Genomic DNA, 17,230 nt, shown 5'->3' on the forward strand with positions numbered 1-17,230 from the left:
TCGATATTTTCTATACGATAGCAAAAGCTGCCTCGTCCGATTGACCGGATCCGCCAGGCAGCTTTTTAATGCACTCAAAAAACAAATTTTGTTTGACAAAAGCGGTGCTTTGTTATTATAATAGTTAGGTACCTAATTAAATGGATTGTAAGTCGAAACAAGAAACGAGGGATTATTTTTGAAACCAAATGATAAGGAAATTATCGAGCTCTTTTTTTATGTGGCAAAACTAAGCAAACATATTACTGACAATGACCATCGTTACTATATTGGACAATGGCGCTGCATGCTGCTTTTAGATTATATTGGAACAATCAATCAAAAGAAGCTGTCGGATGCTTTAAAAATCCGACCCGCTTCCTTAAGTGAACTGCTCTCCAAATTGGAAAAAAAAGGGTATATCGCCCGAATACCCTCTCAGGAAGATAAACGGAGCTTTCTCATTTCATTGACTGAATCCGGTAACAAACAAATAGCGTACTATCGCAAAAAACGAGAAGAGTCGCTAAACAGCATGTTAACGGTTCTGTCTGAGGAAGAAAAAAATCAATTTTATAAAATTCTGCTGAAATTGCAAGACTATTATAACCGAGGGAATGGTCATGAGTAATCATACAATCCTTACAAACAAAAAACGCACGCTGATTTTTGTGGATATTTTAATAACATGCATTGCCTCTTCTATGCTTGCTACGGCCCTAACAACCGCCCTTCCTCCGATTATGGCCGACTTTCACATCAGTGTAACTACAGGCCAGTGGCTGACAAGCGGATACTCCTTGGCTATGGGAATTATGATGCCTTTGACAGCCTTTCTGATTACCAGATTTCCGACGAAAAGACTGTATTTACTGGGGATACTATTCTTTATTGCCGGTTTGACTTGTTGTGTGATTGCCCGCTGGTTTCCTATTATGATGTTGGGGAGGGTCCTCCAAGCCTGCGGAAACGGGATACTTCTGTCTATGTCACAGGTAATCCTTCTGACCATTTATCCGCCGGAGAAAAGGGGTACTATCATGGGCTTATATGGCCTGTCGATCGGTGCGGCACCAGTAATTTCACCTACGTTGGCGGGAATTTTAGTTGATTCTTTCGGATGGAGAATGATCTTTTACATCTCAATCGGTATTATGCTGATCTCTCTGATTTTTGCAATCGGCGTTTTTGATAATGTTCTTGCTACTATGAAGCGAAAATTTGATGGATTCTCCTTTGTTCTCAGCGCTTTGGCTTTTGGAGGCATTACTCTGGGGATTGGCAATATAGGCAGCCGCAGCCCTACAGCCGCGCAAACCTACATGCCGCTGGTCATTGGGATCATTTCCGCAGCCTTTTTTGTTTACCGGCAGCTTCATATAAAAGAGCCTTTTTTAGAGCTGAGGATTTTAAAACAGAAACAATATGCCTTAAGTGTATTGGGAAGTATGTTGCTCTATCTGGTAATGATGGGATCATCGATTATTATTCCCCTTTATGTGCAGTCGATTATGGGTTATTCCGTGACGACCTCCGGCCTAGTAACTCTGCCCGGTTCTCTAGTAATGGCTGCGATCAGTCCTTTTGCCGGCATCATTTATGACCGGATCGGCATGAAAAAGTTATTTGTGGCAGGAGCGTTTTGTATGCTGCTCAGCAATATTGGGATGTTCTTTATTACAAAGGAAATGTCTATTTGGATCGCATCTTTTTATAATATGATGCGATGCGCCGCAATCGGCTGTTTGATGATGCCTCTGGTTACTTGGGGGATCAGCGGTATTCAGCCGGAGCTGACAGCCCACGGGACAGCATTAGTAAACTCTTTGCGGACAATTTCCGGAGCCATCGGAACTGCTGTTTTTGTAGGAATAATGACCATGGTAACCAATCATTCGATCGATCGCTATGGAGAAAATGCCGCTATACATGGACTAAATATGACCTTTTTGGCAATGTCTGCGGCAACTCTTATTTTAGTTTTCATCGCTGCATTTTTAGTAAAAGGAGGCAGAGCCCACACGGAAATCATCTCATAAATGGGATCGATTCGTGTATAATAGATGAACTATCCGTCATAATGCGTCCAATCTTGTCAATATAAAATTTTACAGTAAACAGACAAACGGATTGGCATGTGCATATTGTCTGTATTATAATACAGACAATATTTCAGGGGAGCTTGTGTAAGCAGGCTGAGAGGAAGTAATCGAACTTCGACCCTTCAAACCTGATTTGGGTAATGCCAACGTAGGAAGAAGCAAGATTATGTTTTCATTACGGAGAATACCAAAGTCAGGATTCTCCGTTAGAGTGGCTGGATATTGCCCGTATGCACGCAGAGGACGGCGTTGATTTTCTGACCATTCACTGCGGCATCAACAAAGAAACCGCGCATAAATTCAAACGCAATAAGAGGCTGACCAATATCGTGTCCCGAGGCGGCTCCATCATCTTTGCCTGGATGGAAATGACCGGCAAGGAGAATCCCTTTTATGAACGTTTTGATGAGCTTTTGGGCATTTGCAGGGAGTACGACATCACCCTGAGTCTGGGAGATGCCTGCAGACCCGGCTGGCTGGCAGACGGTGCCGATGCCAGCCAGATCGAGGAACTGATTGCCTTGGGCGAGCTGACCCTGCGTGACTGGGAAAAGGATGTGCAGAGATGTCCGAGGAAGTGAAGGCCAAGGGCAAAATGGCACAGCTGGAAAAGTCTTTGGAAGAAAAATAAGGCAGCGGGGCTGGGGCCCGCGCCTTTCACAAAATGGATCAAAACAAGGCACACCGCGCATGCGATGTGCCCTTTTTATGAATTTAACCTTTTTTCAAACGTTTTATCCCCTTTCCTGCTTCCACCTGTAAAATAGACAGCAGCGACAATCCAACGACTGCCAGCCACTGATCCCCGGTCAGCAGTGTGAGTTTGAAGGCATTTTGCAATACCGGAACAAAGAGAATCGCCAGCATAAAGGCCAAGGATACAGCGAAAGAAACGACCAGCCATGGATTGAGGCCTTCCGCCCTTACCCAGATAGGCTCGGTATTGGAACGCTGATTAAAGGCCCTCAGCATCTGAGAAAAGGCCAGCACGCAGAACGCCATTGTCTGGCCGGCCGTATGGCCGCCGCTATTTGCGCCGATCCAATAAGCAATCAGCGTCATCCCGGCCACAAAGATTCCCTGAATCACCACTCTGCGTACCAGATCCTTTTCAAACAATGTACCCGATTTCACCGGCTGGTGCTCCATGATATGTTTGCTGGCCGGATCCACGCCCAGAGCTAGAGCCGGAAGGGTCGCCGTAGCCAGATTTACCCAAAGGATATGGAGAGCCAGCAGCGGCGAATTCCAGTTGAACACGGTTGCTATGAAAAGCGCCAGAATCTCTGCGATATTTCCTACCAGCAAAAATTGAATGACCTTCTGGATATTCCGATATACGCGTCGTCCCTCCTTGATGGCATAAGCGATGGTAGTAAAGCTGTCGTCCAGAAGGATCATGTCCGATGCGTCCTTCGCCGCGTCGGTACCGGTCATTCCCATGGCTACGCCTATATCGGCCGCTTTCAGAGCCGGAGAATCGTTGACTCCATCGCCAGTCATAGCAGCAATTTCCCCGTTACGCTTCAGGGATTGGATGATACGCAGTTTATCTGCAGGTGATACACGGGCAAAGACGGAGGTGTTTTTTACTGCCTCATCCAGATCTTTATCCGTCATGGAATTGAGCTCTTCTCCGGAGAGAACCAGATCTCCGCTCCGGTAAATATCCAGCTCCCTGGCAATGGCCATGGCCGTCACCTTATGGTCACCGGTGATCATAATTGTTCGGATTCCCGCGCTGCGGCAGGTACGAACGGATTCCCTGACTTCCTGTCTCGGCGGGTCGATCATTCCTACGGCTCCCAGAAAGATCATATCAAATTCCAAGTCTTGGTCATCCTGCTCCGGGACATCATCAAGGGGCTTCTTGGCAAATCCCAGAACTCGTAGAGCTTTCTCCGACATGGATAAACAGAGTCCAGATACCTTTCTTCGATCCTCCTGGGTCATGGGGCGAACGCCCTGATCCGTCATGATGTGCGTACACAGGGGAAGCAGTTCATCCACCGCTCCTTTTGTGTATGCGATTGTCTGACCTTCAATCCTATGCACGGTCGTCATACGTTTTCGATGAGAGTCAAAGGGCTGCTCATATAGCCGCGGGTATTGATCCTCCAGCGCTTCATGACAGATGCCGAAGTCCTTAGCCAGATGGATCAACGCTCCCTCGGTCGGATCGCCGATAATAGCGCCTTCCCGGTCCGGGTCAATGCTGGCGTCATTGCAGAGGGCAGCCGCATAGACGATGTCCTTGTAAACCCTTGGATGCTGGTCAGCGGCGTCCTCCGCCAGCGTTGCAGCGCCCGTTTCAAAATCGCCGTTGGCAGCAATCTGTGTCACGGTCATTTTATTTAAAGTCAAAGTCCCCGTTTTATCGCTGCAAATCACACTTGCGCTTCCCAGCGTCTCAACGGCCGGAAGTTTTCGGACCAATGCGTTTTGCTTTGCCATTCTCTGCACACCCAGCGCCATTACAATGGTCGCCGTAGCAGGCAGGCCTTCCGGGATAATGGAGATCGCCAAAGAGACGGCCACCAGAAATTGAGGAATCAGGGGCCGGTGATAGATAGCACCGATGGCGAAAATCAGCACGCACACAATCAGTCCAATGATGGTCAAGGTTTTTCCCACCTTATTCAATTTCTGTTTCAGCGGCGTATCCAGTTCATCCTGATTTTCCAGCATTCGGGCAATCTGGCCCACTTCCGTGTCCATTCCCGCAGCCACGACTACTCCGGTTCCTCGTCCGTAGGTAACCATCGCCGAGGTATACACCATATTGGCGCGATCGCCCAGCGGACAATCCTCCGGCAGAACAGCATCCTCATCTTTTTCCGATGACAGGGACTCGCCGGTGAGGGCGGCTTCCTGGACCTTGAGATTGGCTGAATCAATCAGTCTCATATCAGCCGGTACCAGATCGCCGTCGCTGAGAAAAACCACATCGCCTGTTACCAACTCGGCAGCCGGAACAATACTTTCCTCGCCCTGGCGCAGTACCCGGGCAGTAGGCGAGCTCATGTTTCGCAGGGCCTCCAGCGACGACTGGGCTTTTTTCTCCTGTACGATACCAATCAATGCGTTGATCACGACGATGGAAAAAATGACGATGGCTTCGGTCCACTGCTCAAGAATCGCAGAAAATATGGCCGCACCGATGAGAATCAAAATCATCGGATCGACAATCTGCGCCTTCAGCATCTGACCAAAGCTTTTCGGGGGTTTTGCGCGCAATTCATTGCGCCCGTTTTTGTTTAATCTCTGTAACGCCTCAGCATCGCTCAGACCTTCCTGTGAAGTATCGAACGTCTCTAATACCTGACAGATGGTTTGCGCGTGCCAAGGCTTCTGTTTGTGATGATCCATAAGGAAATATCACTCCTTTCATTAATAAAAAATAATTTATCTGATACGCCGTCCGGCGTTGATCAGCAGAAACACAAAAAGACACAGCCTGAACCGCCGTAAAACAGGCGCAGGTTATGCCTTTCTTTTCATATGAATGATTTTATTATTTTAGAAATGTAACATCGGTCAGCGTCGCTGCTATCGGTGTCGTCCATGGTGGTTCCTTTCTTCAAAATAGTTGAGCTTCATTATATGAAAAACGGCTGCCTGCGTCAAGGCCCTTCTTGGAAAATTCACAATAGATTCACAATTCTTTTTTATTAATTAAAAAGCAGTGGCAAATGGATTGACAGCCCTCCTTTCTTATAATATAATACAGGAAATATTTCAGGGGAGCTTGTATAAGCAGGCTGAGAGGAAGTAATCGAACTTCGACCCTTCAAACCTGATTTGGGTAATGCCAACGTAGGAAGAAGCAAGATTATGTTTTCATTACGGAGAATACCAAAGTCAGGGTTCTCCGTTTTTTCTTGCCCTGAAAGGAAAGGAAGTTAATATGAAACATTACACGACGCAGATGGATGCCGCACGCAAGGGCATTCTCACCAGAGAAATGGAAATTGTCGCTGAAAAGGAGGGCATTCCCGCCGAGCAGCTGATGAAGCTGATGAGTGAGGGCAAGGCCATTATCCCCTGCAACAAGCGCCATAAAGCCATATCTCCCAGCGGATTGGGTTCTTCTCTGAAAACGAAGATTAATGTCAATCTGGGAACATCCCGGGATATGACCGACCTGGACATGGAATTAGCCAAAGTACAGAGCGCGGTGGACATGGGCGCAGAAGCGATCATGGACCTGAGTTCCTATGGGGATACCCGTAAGTTCCGCCGCCGCTTGACGGAAACGTGCCCGGCTATGATTGGAACGGTTCCCATTTACGATGCCGTGGTCTATTATCATAAGCCTCTCATTGAGATCACTACTGAAGAGTGGCTGGATATTGCCCGTATGCACGCAGAAGACGGCGTAGATTTTCTGACCATTCACTGCGGCATCAACAAAGAAACCGCGCATAAATTCAAGCGCAATAAGAGGCTGACCAATATCGTGTCCCGAGGCGGCTCCATCATCTTTGCCTGGATGGAAATGACCGGCAAGGAGAATCCCTTTTATGAACGTTTTGATGAGCTTTTGGACATTTGCAGGGAGTACGACATCACCCTAAGTCTGGGAGATGCCTGCAGGCCCGGCTGCCTGGCAGACGGTACTGATGCCAGCCAGATCGAGGAGCTGATTGCCTTGGGTGAGCTGACCCTGCGGGCCTGGGAAAAGGATGTGCAGATCATGATCGAGGGACCCGGACACATGCCCCTGAACCAAATCGCGGCCAATATGGAAATCCAAAAAACATTGTGCCATGGCGCGCCCTTCTATGTGCTTGGGCCCATTGTCACCGACGTCGCTCCCGGCTATGACCACATCACTTCTGCCATCGGAGGCGCGCTGGCAGCTGCCAGCGGCGCGGCTTTCCTCTGTTACGTCACTCCTGCGGAGCACCTGCGGCTGCCCACCCTGGAGGATGTGAAAGAAGGAATCATTGCCGCCAGGATCGCCGCCCATTCTGCGGACATTGCCAAAGGGATCCCCGGGGCTATGGATTGGGACAACCAAATGAGCCAGGCGAGAAAAGATCTGGATTGGGACAAGATGTTCGACCTGGCCATCGATCCGGTTAAGGCCAAAGAATACCGCGCTTCCTCCTCTCCTGAAAAGGAGGACACCTGCACCATGTGCGGAAACTTCTGCGCAGTGAAAAATATGAACCGTATCCTGGATGGCGAACTTGTTTCCATCTTTGATGAATAGGAAAGGGGCTGCTTTATGCTAAAGGAACAATTGGAAAATGTACGCAGCCAAGCGCCGCTTGTACATAATATTACCAACTATGTAACCGTTAACGACTGCGCCAATATCCTGCTGGCCTGCGGCGGTTCGCCCATTATGGCCGACGATCCGGCGGAAGCCGCTGATATTACCTCCATCTGCGGCGGATTGAACATCAATATCGGAACCTTGAACCAATCCACCATTCCGGCTATGCTGGCAGCAGGCAAGAAAGCCAATCAATGCGGCCGCCCGGTGCTGCTGGATCCGGTGGGCGCGGGGGCTTCACCTCTGCGGACCCAAACGGCCGGACAGCTGCTGGATCAAGTCTCGTTTACTGCCATTCGCGGCAATGTATCTGAGATCAAAGCTCTGTCTCTGGGTTCTGCCACTACCAGGGGAGTTGACGCCGATTTGGCCGATGCCATCACCGAGGACAACCTGGATGAGTCTATCCGTTTTGCTCAGGATTTTTCTGCCCGGACCGGCGCTGTTATCACCATCACCGGGGTCATTGATTTGGTCTGCGACCGGCAGCAAGCTTTCATTATCAGAAACGGTCATCCCATGTTGAGCCGGATCACTGGCAGCGGCTGTATGCTCTCTGCCATGATGGCGGCTTACCTGACCGCCAATCGGGATACGCCTCTTGCGGCGGCAGCGGCGGCCGTCTGCGCCATGGGTCTGTGCGGCGAAATCGCCTATTCCCATCTGAAAGAAGGAGAAGGCAGCGGTACATTTCGCAGCCGTCTCATCGATGCGGTATACTGCCTGAGCGGCGATGAGTTAGAAAGGGGTGCCAACTATGAAGTGCGATAAAAAAACCATGCTCCTGTATGCGGTAACCGACCGCTCCTGGACCGGCCGCCAAACGCTCTATGAGCAGGTGGAGGCGGCTCTCAAAGGCGGCGTCACTTGTGTGCAGCTGCGGGAAAAGGATCTGCCGGAGGATGCTTTTTTGGATGAAGCGGTAAAAATAAAAACCTTGTGCCATCAGTATCACGTTCCCTTTATTATCAACGATAATGCGCCGCTTGCCGTCAAATGCGGCGCTGACGGCGTTCATGTGGGTCAGCATGATATGCAGGCCGGCGCAGTTCGGGAATTGATCGGAGATGACCGGCTCCTGGGCGTTTCCGCTCAGACTGTGGAGCAGGCCGTTCTGGCGGAAAAAAACGGCGCCGACTATCTGGGCGTGGGAGCTGTCTTTGATACTTCTACAAAAAAAGATGCCAATCCGGTCAGCCATGATACAGTAAAAGCTATTCGCCAGGCAGTTTCCATTCCCATCTGTGCCATCGGCGGCATCACCAGGGAAAATATTCGCAGGCTCTCGGGAACGGGAATCGACGGCGTGGCTGTGGTTTCGGCTATTTTTTCCAGCTCGGATATTGAACAGACTTGCAGAGATCTTCGCAGGCTGTCGCAGGAGATGATCGCAAAATGAAAAAAGTATTGACCATAGCCGGCTCCGATTGCAGCGGAGGAGCCGGTATTCAGGCAGATATTAAAACCATTACTGCTCACAAGATGTATGCCATGAGCGCGATCACATCGCTGACTGCACAAAATACCACCGGTGTCTACGGGATCATGGACGCTGACCCGCAGTTTGTCCGTCAGCAGCTGGATGCGATTTTTACCGATATCCTTCCCGACGCCGTAAAAATCGGCATGGTTTCCGCCGCCGGGATCATTGAGGCTATCAGCGAAAAGCTGGAAGAATATCAGGCGCAAAACATCGTTATTGACCCGGTCATGATCTCCACCAGCGGCAGCCGCCTTCTCTCAGAGGATGCGGTGGAAGTTCTGATCGCAAAGCTCCTTCCCCTTGGAACGCTGGTAACGCCCAACATTCCCGAAGCAGAGGTACTCTGTGGGTTTTCCATCGCAAGAAAACCGGATATGCTGAAGGCAGCGGCGCGCATTGCTGATGATCTGCATATGGCAGTTCTGATCAAAGGCGGCCACTTGCCGGGGACTGCCGCCGATCTCCTTTATGCAGAAGGAACAGCTTTCTGGTATGAAGAGGATCGGATCGACAATCCCAACACCCACGGCACCGGCTGTACTCTGTCTTCGGCTATCGCCTGTAATATGGCTGCCGGCCATTCTTTGAACAAAAGTGTGGAGCAGGCGAAAGCTTATCTTTCAGGCGCGCTGCGTGACGGCCTGGATCTGGGAAAAGGACCTGGTCCTCTCAATCACGTATATAAGCTGTAAAGGCTGCCAGAGGCAGCTTATTATGACAGTAGCGCCGCCATTTTGGTTTACCATAATGAAGCGTCCTGTTCTCGGAGGCTCGGGGTTCGGGGAAAGAGGCCGGGAGTCGAGGTCGGGAGCAAATCATCGCGATCTGTGTCTGGCAGCCTTCCCAGCGATGATTTTAGGCCTTTTTCGCTGCTAATCCACCTAAAGAGAGCAAGAAATTATCGCTTTTCTAGCTTTTTTTCTTTTCCCACGATGAAAATTCATCGCAAACTTAGACCAAAACAAGCTGGAGCGATCATTTTACTTTTCACCTTCTATTAATCCGGGCCCGAAGGGCCCGTTCCTTCAGCTCCAGAATGGCAGAGCAGCGCCTCCCCGAATGTTTCGTGTTTCCAATCGTTCACAAAATGGATCGAAAAAAAGGCTGTCGCACCAATGCGGCAGCCCCATTGTTATCTACCGTATCTATTAAGAATTCTTCCGCCTTCTGCTGGTGATGAGTACGATTCCCATTGCAGTGAGCGCGATCAACATCCCCAGGATCAGCAGCGTCATGTTGCTGTCATCTCCGGTCTGAGTCGCTGTGCCTTTGGGGTTATCCGCATCATCACCATTTTTTGTTACATATTCTTCGGTCATCTGATTCTCCAGCTCGATCTCAGCCGCATCCACATCCAGCTTGATTTCTTCATCCAGCACATTGGTGAAGCCCAATTCCGCAGCTTCCAAATCCGTCAGAGCATTGCCGCTTTGATCGGTTTCGGCCAGATAGTAGGTTCCATAAGCCAGATTTTCAAAGCTGACTTTAGCGGCAGTCTTGCCGTTCATCTCCAGGGCCTTGACATCAGTCACTCGTTCTTTGTGGGCCTGATCTGCAAAAAGCGCCACATAGAACACTTCGTTTGTCTCATATGCCTTTCCCTTGAAGGTGGTCGTCTTATTGATTGTAATCTGTCCACCGTAATAGAACTGTTCTTCATCGTGGAAGTCATTGGTGATCACCGCTTTTCCTTCCGTATTCGCTTCGGTCAGAGTAAAGGTGTTTTGATCGATGCTCATCTTGCAGCCCAGCTGCTCCTGGGCATTGGTAATCACCTTTCCCTCAGCATCGGTTTCCGCTACATAATAGGTTTGATTGATGCTCAAATCGGAGAAGGTCACTGTGGTACTGGATTTCCCATTCATAACCAGTGGTTTGATATCACCCACCTGCTGTGTGCAGTCCTCATCGGTATAAAGGCCTGCATAGAAAATGCTGTTGGTCTCAAAGTCCTTGCCATCCAGGGTCACCCGTTTTGTAACATCGATGGATCCCGCCCAGTAATACTGTGAGTAAAAGCTGTTGGTAATCTTGCTTTCAGCGGTCAGGTTGGCCGGGTCTAAAGTTACGACCTGGTTGTCATAGGCGATTGCCCATTGATCGCTGTTATCCTGGTCTGAATAGGCCGTTCCATCTTTGTCGGTTTCGGCAACGTAATAGGTTTCATTTACTTTTAAATTGTCGAAGGTTGCCGTGGAAGATTGGTTGCCGTTCATCTCCAGGGCCTTCACTTGGCTGACCCGATCCTTCAGATCGCTGTCGCTGAATAAAGCCGTATAGAAGGTTTCATAGCTGTTCACGCCAACACCGTCTTCTTTTACTTCCTTGGTTACCCGGATGCTGCCGGCCAGTGTATTGGTAATTTCATAAGTTCGATCCTGGCTGTTTACCGCTTCGCCGTCGATGGCCGCATCGCCGTTTCGGTCAATTTCAACTTTGTAGACCTTGCCTGAATCATAATATCCCTTGGGGACCTTGGTTTCTTTCAGATAATAGGTGCCCGGCTTCAGCCCCTTAAAGGTGAATATTCCATCCTTATTGCCGGTGACTGTCGTGCCGTCGCCTTTACACTCCTTGTCTGTGTAAAGGGTGAATTCCGCACCAGACAAAGCATTGCCTGTTTCACTCGCGATTTTCTTTAAATTAAAATTATACTTATCATTAAAGCGGTCGATGATGGCGCCCATATTATAAGGATCGATTTTTTCCGGATCAAGCAGTGCCGTTCCTTTATCGCGGATCTGGAACACGGTCTCGCTGGAATCCAATGCATACCCATCTGGCGCAGCACTTTCTTTAAGGATATATTTTACCCCTGCTTCCAAATAGTAATCCTTGCCCTCACTGGTGAGGTTGGTCTTTCCGTTTGTATCCTGCCCAAAGACAGCAATTCCGTCTGCGCCTGTTACTTCTGTTCCCAAAAGATTTTTCTCGGATACTTGGTCTTTATAAAGCTGGAACTCTGCGCCCTGCAACGATTTTAACGAATTCGCACGATCGCGCTTATGCACATTGATGTTCAGCAAGCTTCCGCTGGCTCCAGCATCTGATGCCTGCTCCTTGATAAGCACCTTATCTGAAACATCACCTTCATCGATCTCTTTATTGACTGTTAGTTTTGCAGTGTTGGAGTATTCTATGGTTTCGCCAATTTCTCCCTGTATCGCTGCATTGTATTTAATCGTATACTTGTGTCCGTCCGCCTTTGGAATCCTAATCTCCAGCTTATTTTCTTTTCCGCTGGTATCGATTGCTACTGTATACTCGTCATTTTTCAGTTTCTCTGCGTCGTCTCGGATAATACTAATGGAATCCAAATCGATTGCCATTGTTTTACTATAGGTGTCCGCAATTACATAATCTTCTGGCTCCGCAGCCGAGTTGGAGTTGAGTAAAGCACCATTTGGATTTACCTGAATCGTAAATCCGGCTTTATACTGGTTTTTGCGCTCCGGCTGCGTTGTAATTTTCTTGGAAACAATATCATTGTTCACATCAAAGGAATTCTTTACCTCGAGCTTTTCTTCCCCATCAATCGATATCCATGCCGTATTTTTAAAGGTCTTGATCCCTGATGCTGTGAAAACGTCGCTTTTCACCTTGGTCTGGTACTTCAGGACATATTGTTTATTGTTATCCAGTTTTCCCAGGTTGAACCGGTAGGTGCAATTTTTCTTGTCGCTGGTATCTTTTGTTACTTTGATCGTTCGATTCATCGACGTGCCGTTCTCTGTCAGAACCACAGTATAATTGTCATCGAATTCTTGGTTATCGGAAAAAGTATCTTTTACAATTACATCCCCTTCCTCCATGGAAGCGTAATGGCCGTTAAATTTAACGTTCCAGAGAATTTTCCCATCCGCAAACTGTGCCTTAGCTTTAGAGCCGGTCATTTTCATATTGATGGAATAGTCTTCATAGTCAAAATCGCTCGCAGTTCCGGATGTGATGCGGGCATTGTTTCGACGAGCCCCGTTTTCCGTTCCAATCACCTTTGTATAGCCGGTAATGCGCACATCATACGCCTTGCCGGCTGCCGGAAGGAAAGATTTGCTCTTATCCGCTATATTTGTGTTAAAGTACAGGGTAAAGCCGTCTTTTATGCCTTCTTTGGAATGTTTCCCTTTTGTTGCATCGGACACTCCAGATGCCAGCTTAATATCTACACCAGAAAGATTTACTCCACTCGTTGCCTCTACATTGATCGTATTGTAAGCATCGCCTGTGGATGGTGTTTTCTTCACAACCTGCAGTCCTGTCGGAAACTCATGCTGCGCTCCAGTTTTATTCAAAATATAATCTTCAAAGATAAAATTCTTCAGGCCGGTGCTTGGTACACGAATCACACTGGTCCAGCGGATGTAAACGTTGCCTTCCGAATCTATCTTAAGATTGGAGCCTTTATCAGCCCCATACACAGTGCGGAACTTATGCTTGTAGAAACGATTTCCGGTCTTCTGATAAGCTTTGTCACCTGTATAAATGATATCTGAAGACATTCTCAGTGCTACTTTATTTTTAAAGCTCTCAGTAGCACCGTTCTGCGCTATTCCTGTCACTTCCGGAATATTCGTCTTGTAGGTAAAGGTATAGGTATTCTTTCCTGCATCTTTCGGGAAGGTGTAAGACCACTGGCTGTCGAGGCTGGAAACGTCCTTCCAGTCAAGTTTTGTCGCAGCCTCCTCGTTTTTCGCAATGGTGATGTTCGAGGATTTATCCAGAACCAATCCGCTCTCCATCGTGTCGGTAACTGTAACTCCACCCAGATCCAGATACTTGTCGGCGTTAATGACCACCGTCCAGGTCAGTTTCCCGTTCTGTTCGCTGTAGGTCTTATCAATTCTCTGAAAACGAATAGACGGCTGGTTATTAGCGGTCACTTTATCTGCATTATCCGCCTCTGCGGTCACAGTGTTTTTCGGGTTGAGATTATAGGAAGCATTCCGGTCCGCTGCAATACCAGCAAATGCCTTGTCTGTCACTTTTGCCGTATAGGCGATTGTATATACTTCTCCCGCTGCCATATCACCCACATTGATTTTCCAAGTAGCATCGCCGGCATCCAGAATGCTGTATGGAACAGCATTTCCTTTACTGTCTTTCACCGTCAGCGGTTTCCCCTGTGTGCCTCCTGTCATAGCCAATAATTCGCTCATGGTATCCGTCACGGTTACATTTTTTGCACCGTATTCGGCTTTTACCTTGATTGTGTAGCCCAGAGTGTTCTCTTCGTAATTATAACTGCCGCTTTCTTTGCTGATTTCAAGTTTTGTTTTCTCTTCCAGCTTAACTGTAATGGATACGCTGTCGCTGAAATTAATTTCCGCAGTAGAGCCGCCTTCCTGGACTTTTTGGCTGAAAGAGCCTTCAAAAGTCAGGTAGGCCTCTATGTTTCTATAGCGTTGAACATATTCATCATTAAGATCAACCATAATCAAGCCGCTCGCATTGATGCTGTAAGTACCGATTTTGTTTCCTGACGCAATCTCTTTGATTGGAAGATCTTTTACGGCCTCAAAGCCAGTTATCACATCTGTCGGAATCTGGTAGGTCATCACTCCATCATCCGGAAACTGCCGGGCATTCTTACCACTGGATATTTCGGAGAACATCAGCTTAACAGAAAAAGAATCGCTCGGTTTCATGCTATTTTCCGGATTATAAGCTTCTCCGCTCCCTGTCAGAATCTGACTGTCATATAAATAATCCTCTATTTTAGAAGAAACCTGTGCTTTGGAGGCGCTTTCTGCATCCCCGCTTTCAGCAAATACTGCCGCACTGCCGAACAATACGGAATTAATCATTGCAATGCATAATAATACAGCAACTGCAATCCTGCTTTTCCCTCTCTTCATCCTTTTCTCCTTCCATTTATGAATATCGTTCGTACGCATACTTTCTTAATATTTTTTTATTATATGCTTCGTCAGTTACCTTTCGGTTACATTTTAACTTTTCCACTAAAAAAATCAGGTTTTTACTCAAACCTGATTTTTTTAGTATATTTATTCTTAATCCTAAAACATCTTAATCGCATCAATAATATGCTTTACCCCAGTCAGCCGCATGCCCTTAAGATCCAATTCTGTCAGCCTGTCTGCATTTTTCTTAGGAAGGATGATGCGTTCAAAACCCATTCTCGCTGCTTCGCGGACGATTTTCTCGCTGTTCTGCACGGACCGGAGGTCGCCGGTCAGCCCGATTTCTCCCAAAGCAATGGTTTTCCCCGAGCAGGGCTTTCCTCTTACCGTGGAATAAATAGCCAGCGCCACGGCCAGATCAATGGAAGTCCCTTCCGGCTTGAGCCCACCCACCACATTGACGTAAATGTCCTGGTTGATCAAATTAAGACCGGCCTTTCGTTCCAGTACCGCCAGAATCATATTGAGGCGGGAAAGCTCGACGCCGATGGAAGACCGTCTGGCAAATCCCACGTTGGTTGGGGCCGCCAGCGCCTGAACTTCCAGCAGCAGAGGTCTGGTCCCCTCATAGACCGCGGCGGCCATGGATCCCTCCGCTCCATCCTCCATACCCTCGAGGAAGCTTTTGGATAGGTTTTCAATCTCAATTAATCCTTCTTCGGCCATCTCAAAGGCGCCGATTTCGCTCGTAGTTCCGAAGCGGTTTTTAAAAGCCCGCAGAATTCTCAGCTCCTGATTCCGCTCGCCGTTGAAATGCAGTACGCAGTCCACCAGATGTTCTACGATTTTCGGGCCGGCCAATTCGCCGCTCTTGGTAACATGGGCCACAATGAAAATGGGGATGTTATAGGTTTTTCCTACCCGCATCAATTCGTTTCCGCAGGCCCGTACCTGGGATACGCTGCCGGGGGCTGAGTCCAGATCGCTGCTGTACATGGTCTGAATGGAATCGATAATCACAAATTCCGGCTTCAATTCTTCTGCGATGGCGGAAATGTTCTCCATGTTGGTCTCAGCCAGGATGAACAGGTTGTCCGTCAATTCTTTGCAGACCCGGTCTGCCCGCATCTTGATCTGGTCTTCTGATTCCTCTCCGGAAACGTATAAAACCCGTCCGTATTTCTTGGCGATGTTGGCCGCTGCTTGTATGATAATGGTCGATTTTCCAATGCCCGGCTCGCCGGATATTAGTGTGAGAGAGCCTTTTACCATGCCGCCGCCCAGAACTCGATTCAATTCACCGATGCCCGTGTCCATGCGGGTATAGCTGCCGGACTCAACCTGGGATAATTTTGACGGCCGGTTTTTTATTTTCCCGGCTTGTCCGCTTTCGGCAGCACCCTTTATCGTTCCCGTCCGCCGCCGCTTGTCCTGCGCGTCAGAAGCAGGCAGCACCTTTTCTTCTACCATGGAGTTCCAAGCGCCGCAGATGCATTGTCCCTGCCATTTGGCGCTTTCATAGCCGCACTCCTGGCAGACGAACACGGTCTTTGCTTTTTTTGCCATAATCATTCGCCCCCTTTTGCAAACATATGTTTTATTATATCCTCCTGCCTGCGCCCCGTCAATATATGGTGAAGGATATCTCAAGTTCCGGACACTGGGCTAGAGCCTGGCTGTCCTGCGCCCGGAAAGAAGCACGGATATGAGAATGCTCAGGGCCAATACAATTGCGATAACGGCAATGGACTCGGGGATGGGAATGTACCATCCGATTGCCAGCCCGGCCAGCTTCATGCCTGTAAACACCAGGATAATGGAAATTCCATATTTCACATAGGCAAACCGTTCATGAAGATGTTCCAAAACAAAGTAGAATTGCCGAAGTCCCAGTATGGCAAAGATATTAGAAGTGTACACGATGAAAAGATCGGTGGATACAGAAAATACGGCCGGCACAGAATCCATGGCAAAAAGAATGTCGGAACACTCGATGAGACAGACCACCGCAAACAGCGGCGTAAAAAGCCGTTTTCCATCCCGTCCCCGCACCAAAAAACGGTCGCCTGACAGGCTGCGGGTCATGGGCAGAATTTTGGACACGATTTTGATAACCAGGCTGTCGTGGGGATCCTTGCCAGTATCATCTTTCAGCATTTTGAGTCCGTTGATAATGAGAATTCCGCCGAACAGATACAGAATCCATTCAAAACGGCTGACCAGATGAACGCCGAAGAAGATAAAGAAGAACCGCAGAATGATCGCGCCTGCGATGCCGTAGCCCAATACCCGATGCTGGGCATGTTCCCGAATGCGGAAACTGGCGAAGATTGTTACAAAAACAAAGAGATTATCCATGCTGAGACTCAGCTCGATGAGATAACCTCCCATAAATTCCAGCGCTTTCTGGTGTCCGAGGAAATAATAGATGCCGCCGCAGAAGGTCATCGCCAGCATCATCCAGAACAGCAGCCATTTGATTGATTTAAAAATATTTTTCATTTCATCACCCCTGCATAAC

10 protein-coding genes, 1 pseudogene and 2 riboswitches are annotated in these 17,230 nt (G+C 48.4%); of the genes and pseudogenes, 7 read left to right on the forward strand and 4 right to left on the reverse strand.

Features of this window, described 5'->3' with window-relative positions; genetic code table 11:
* Positions 1–178: 178 nt before the first annotated feature.
* The 3 genes and pseudogenes from LG211_RS06335 to LG211_RS06345 form a co-directional block, all read left to right on the forward strand.
* Complete coding sequence (locus tag LG211_RS06335; protein ID WP_253020520.1) at positions 179–610, forward strand: MarR family winged helix-turn-helix transcriptional regulator; 432 nt, start codon at positions 179–181, stop codon at positions 608–610.
* Positions 603–2,018, forward strand: a complete 1,416-nt coding sequence (locus tag LG211_RS06340; RefSeq protein ID WP_148398461.1) for an MDR family MFS transporter — start codon at positions 603–605, stop codon at positions 2,016–2,018. The genes LG211_RS06335 and LG211_RS06340 overlap by 8 nt, the downstream gene beginning before the upstream one ends.
* A 125-nt stretch (positions 2,019–2,143) precedes the next feature.
* Positions 2,144–2,253: riboswitch (TPP riboswitch) on the forward strand.
* A gap of 37 nt (positions 2,254–2,290) precedes the next feature.
* Positions 2,291–2,644, forward strand: a pseudogene (locus tag LG211_RS06345) (phosphomethylpyrimidine synthase ThiC); the annotation flags it as partial.
* Positions 2,645–2,795: 151 nt separating this feature from the next.
* On the opposite strand, the gene LG211_RS06350 reads toward LG211_RS06345, so the two are convergent.
* A complete protein-coding gene (locus LG211_RS06350; protein ID WP_269477179.1) occupies positions 2,796–5,450 on the reverse strand; it encodes a cation-translocating P-type ATPase in 2,655 nt (884 codons plus the stop codon).
* Positions 5,451–5,811: 361 nt separating this feature from the next.
* Positions 5,812–5,921: riboswitch (TPP riboswitch) on the forward strand.
* Between the two features lie 67 nt (positions 5,922–5,988).
* Here LG211_RS06350 and thiC point away from each other — a divergent pair.
* From thiC to thiD, 4 genes are read left to right on the forward strand one after another with little or no spacing between them, the layout of a single operon-like run.
* A complete protein-coding gene (gene thiC, locus LG211_RS06355) occupies positions 5,989–7,299 on the forward strand; it encodes a phosphomethylpyrimidine synthase ThiC (RefSeq protein WP_148398459.1) in 1,311 nt (436 codons plus the stop codon).
* Positions 7,300–7,314: 15 nt separating this feature from the next.
* Complete coding sequence (gene thiM, locus LG211_RS06360) at positions 7,315–8,136, forward strand: hydroxyethylthiazole kinase (protein ID WP_148398457.1); 822 nt, start codon at positions 7,315–7,317, stop codon at positions 8,134–8,136.
* Entirely contained in the window at positions 8,123–8,764 is a 642-nt protein-coding gene (thiE, locus tag LG211_RS06365) for a thiamine phosphate synthase (protein ID WP_269477180.1), read from the forward strand. Before thiM ends, thiE begins: the two co-directional genes overlap by 14 nt.
* Positions 8,761–9,540 carry a bifunctional hydroxymethylpyrimidine kinase/phosphomethylpyrimidine kinase gene (thiD, locus tag LG211_RS06370; protein WP_269477181.1) on the forward strand — a complete coding sequence of 260 codons (780 nt, stop codon included), beginning with the start codon at positions 8,761–8,763 and terminating at the stop codon, positions 9,538–9,540. The genes thiE and thiD overlap by 4 nt, the downstream gene beginning before the upstream one ends.
* 456 nt (positions 9,541–9,996) lie before the next feature.
* On the opposite strand, the gene LG211_RS06375 is transcribed toward thiD, so the two are convergent.
* From LG211_RS06375 to LG211_RS06385, 3 genes are all read right to left on the reverse strand, one after another.
* Positions 9,997–14,703 (reverse strand): LPXTG cell wall anchor domain-containing protein, encoded by a 4,707-nt coding sequence (locus tag LG211_RS06375; protein ID WP_269477182.1) that lies wholly within the window; start codon positions 14,701–14,703, stop codon positions 9,997–9,999.
* Between the two features lie 162 nt (positions 14,704–14,865).
* Entirely contained in the window at positions 14,866–16,275 is a 1,410-nt protein-coding gene (gene radA / locus LG211_RS06380) for a DNA repair protein RadA (protein ID WP_148397806.1), read from the reverse strand.
* Positions 16,276–16,374: 99 nt separating this feature from the next.
* Positions 16,375–17,211, reverse strand: a complete 837-nt coding sequence (locus LG211_RS06385; protein WP_148397807.1) for a TerC/Alx family metal homeostasis membrane protein — start codon at positions 17,209–17,211, stop codon at positions 16,375–16,377.
* Positions 17,212–17,230: the final 19 nt, after the last annotated feature.

Source organism: Hominibacterium faecale (genome assembly GCF_020734085.1).
Lineage (GTDB): Bacteria > Bacillota > Clostridia > Peptostreptococcales > Anaerovoracaceae > Hominibacterium > Hominibacterium faecale.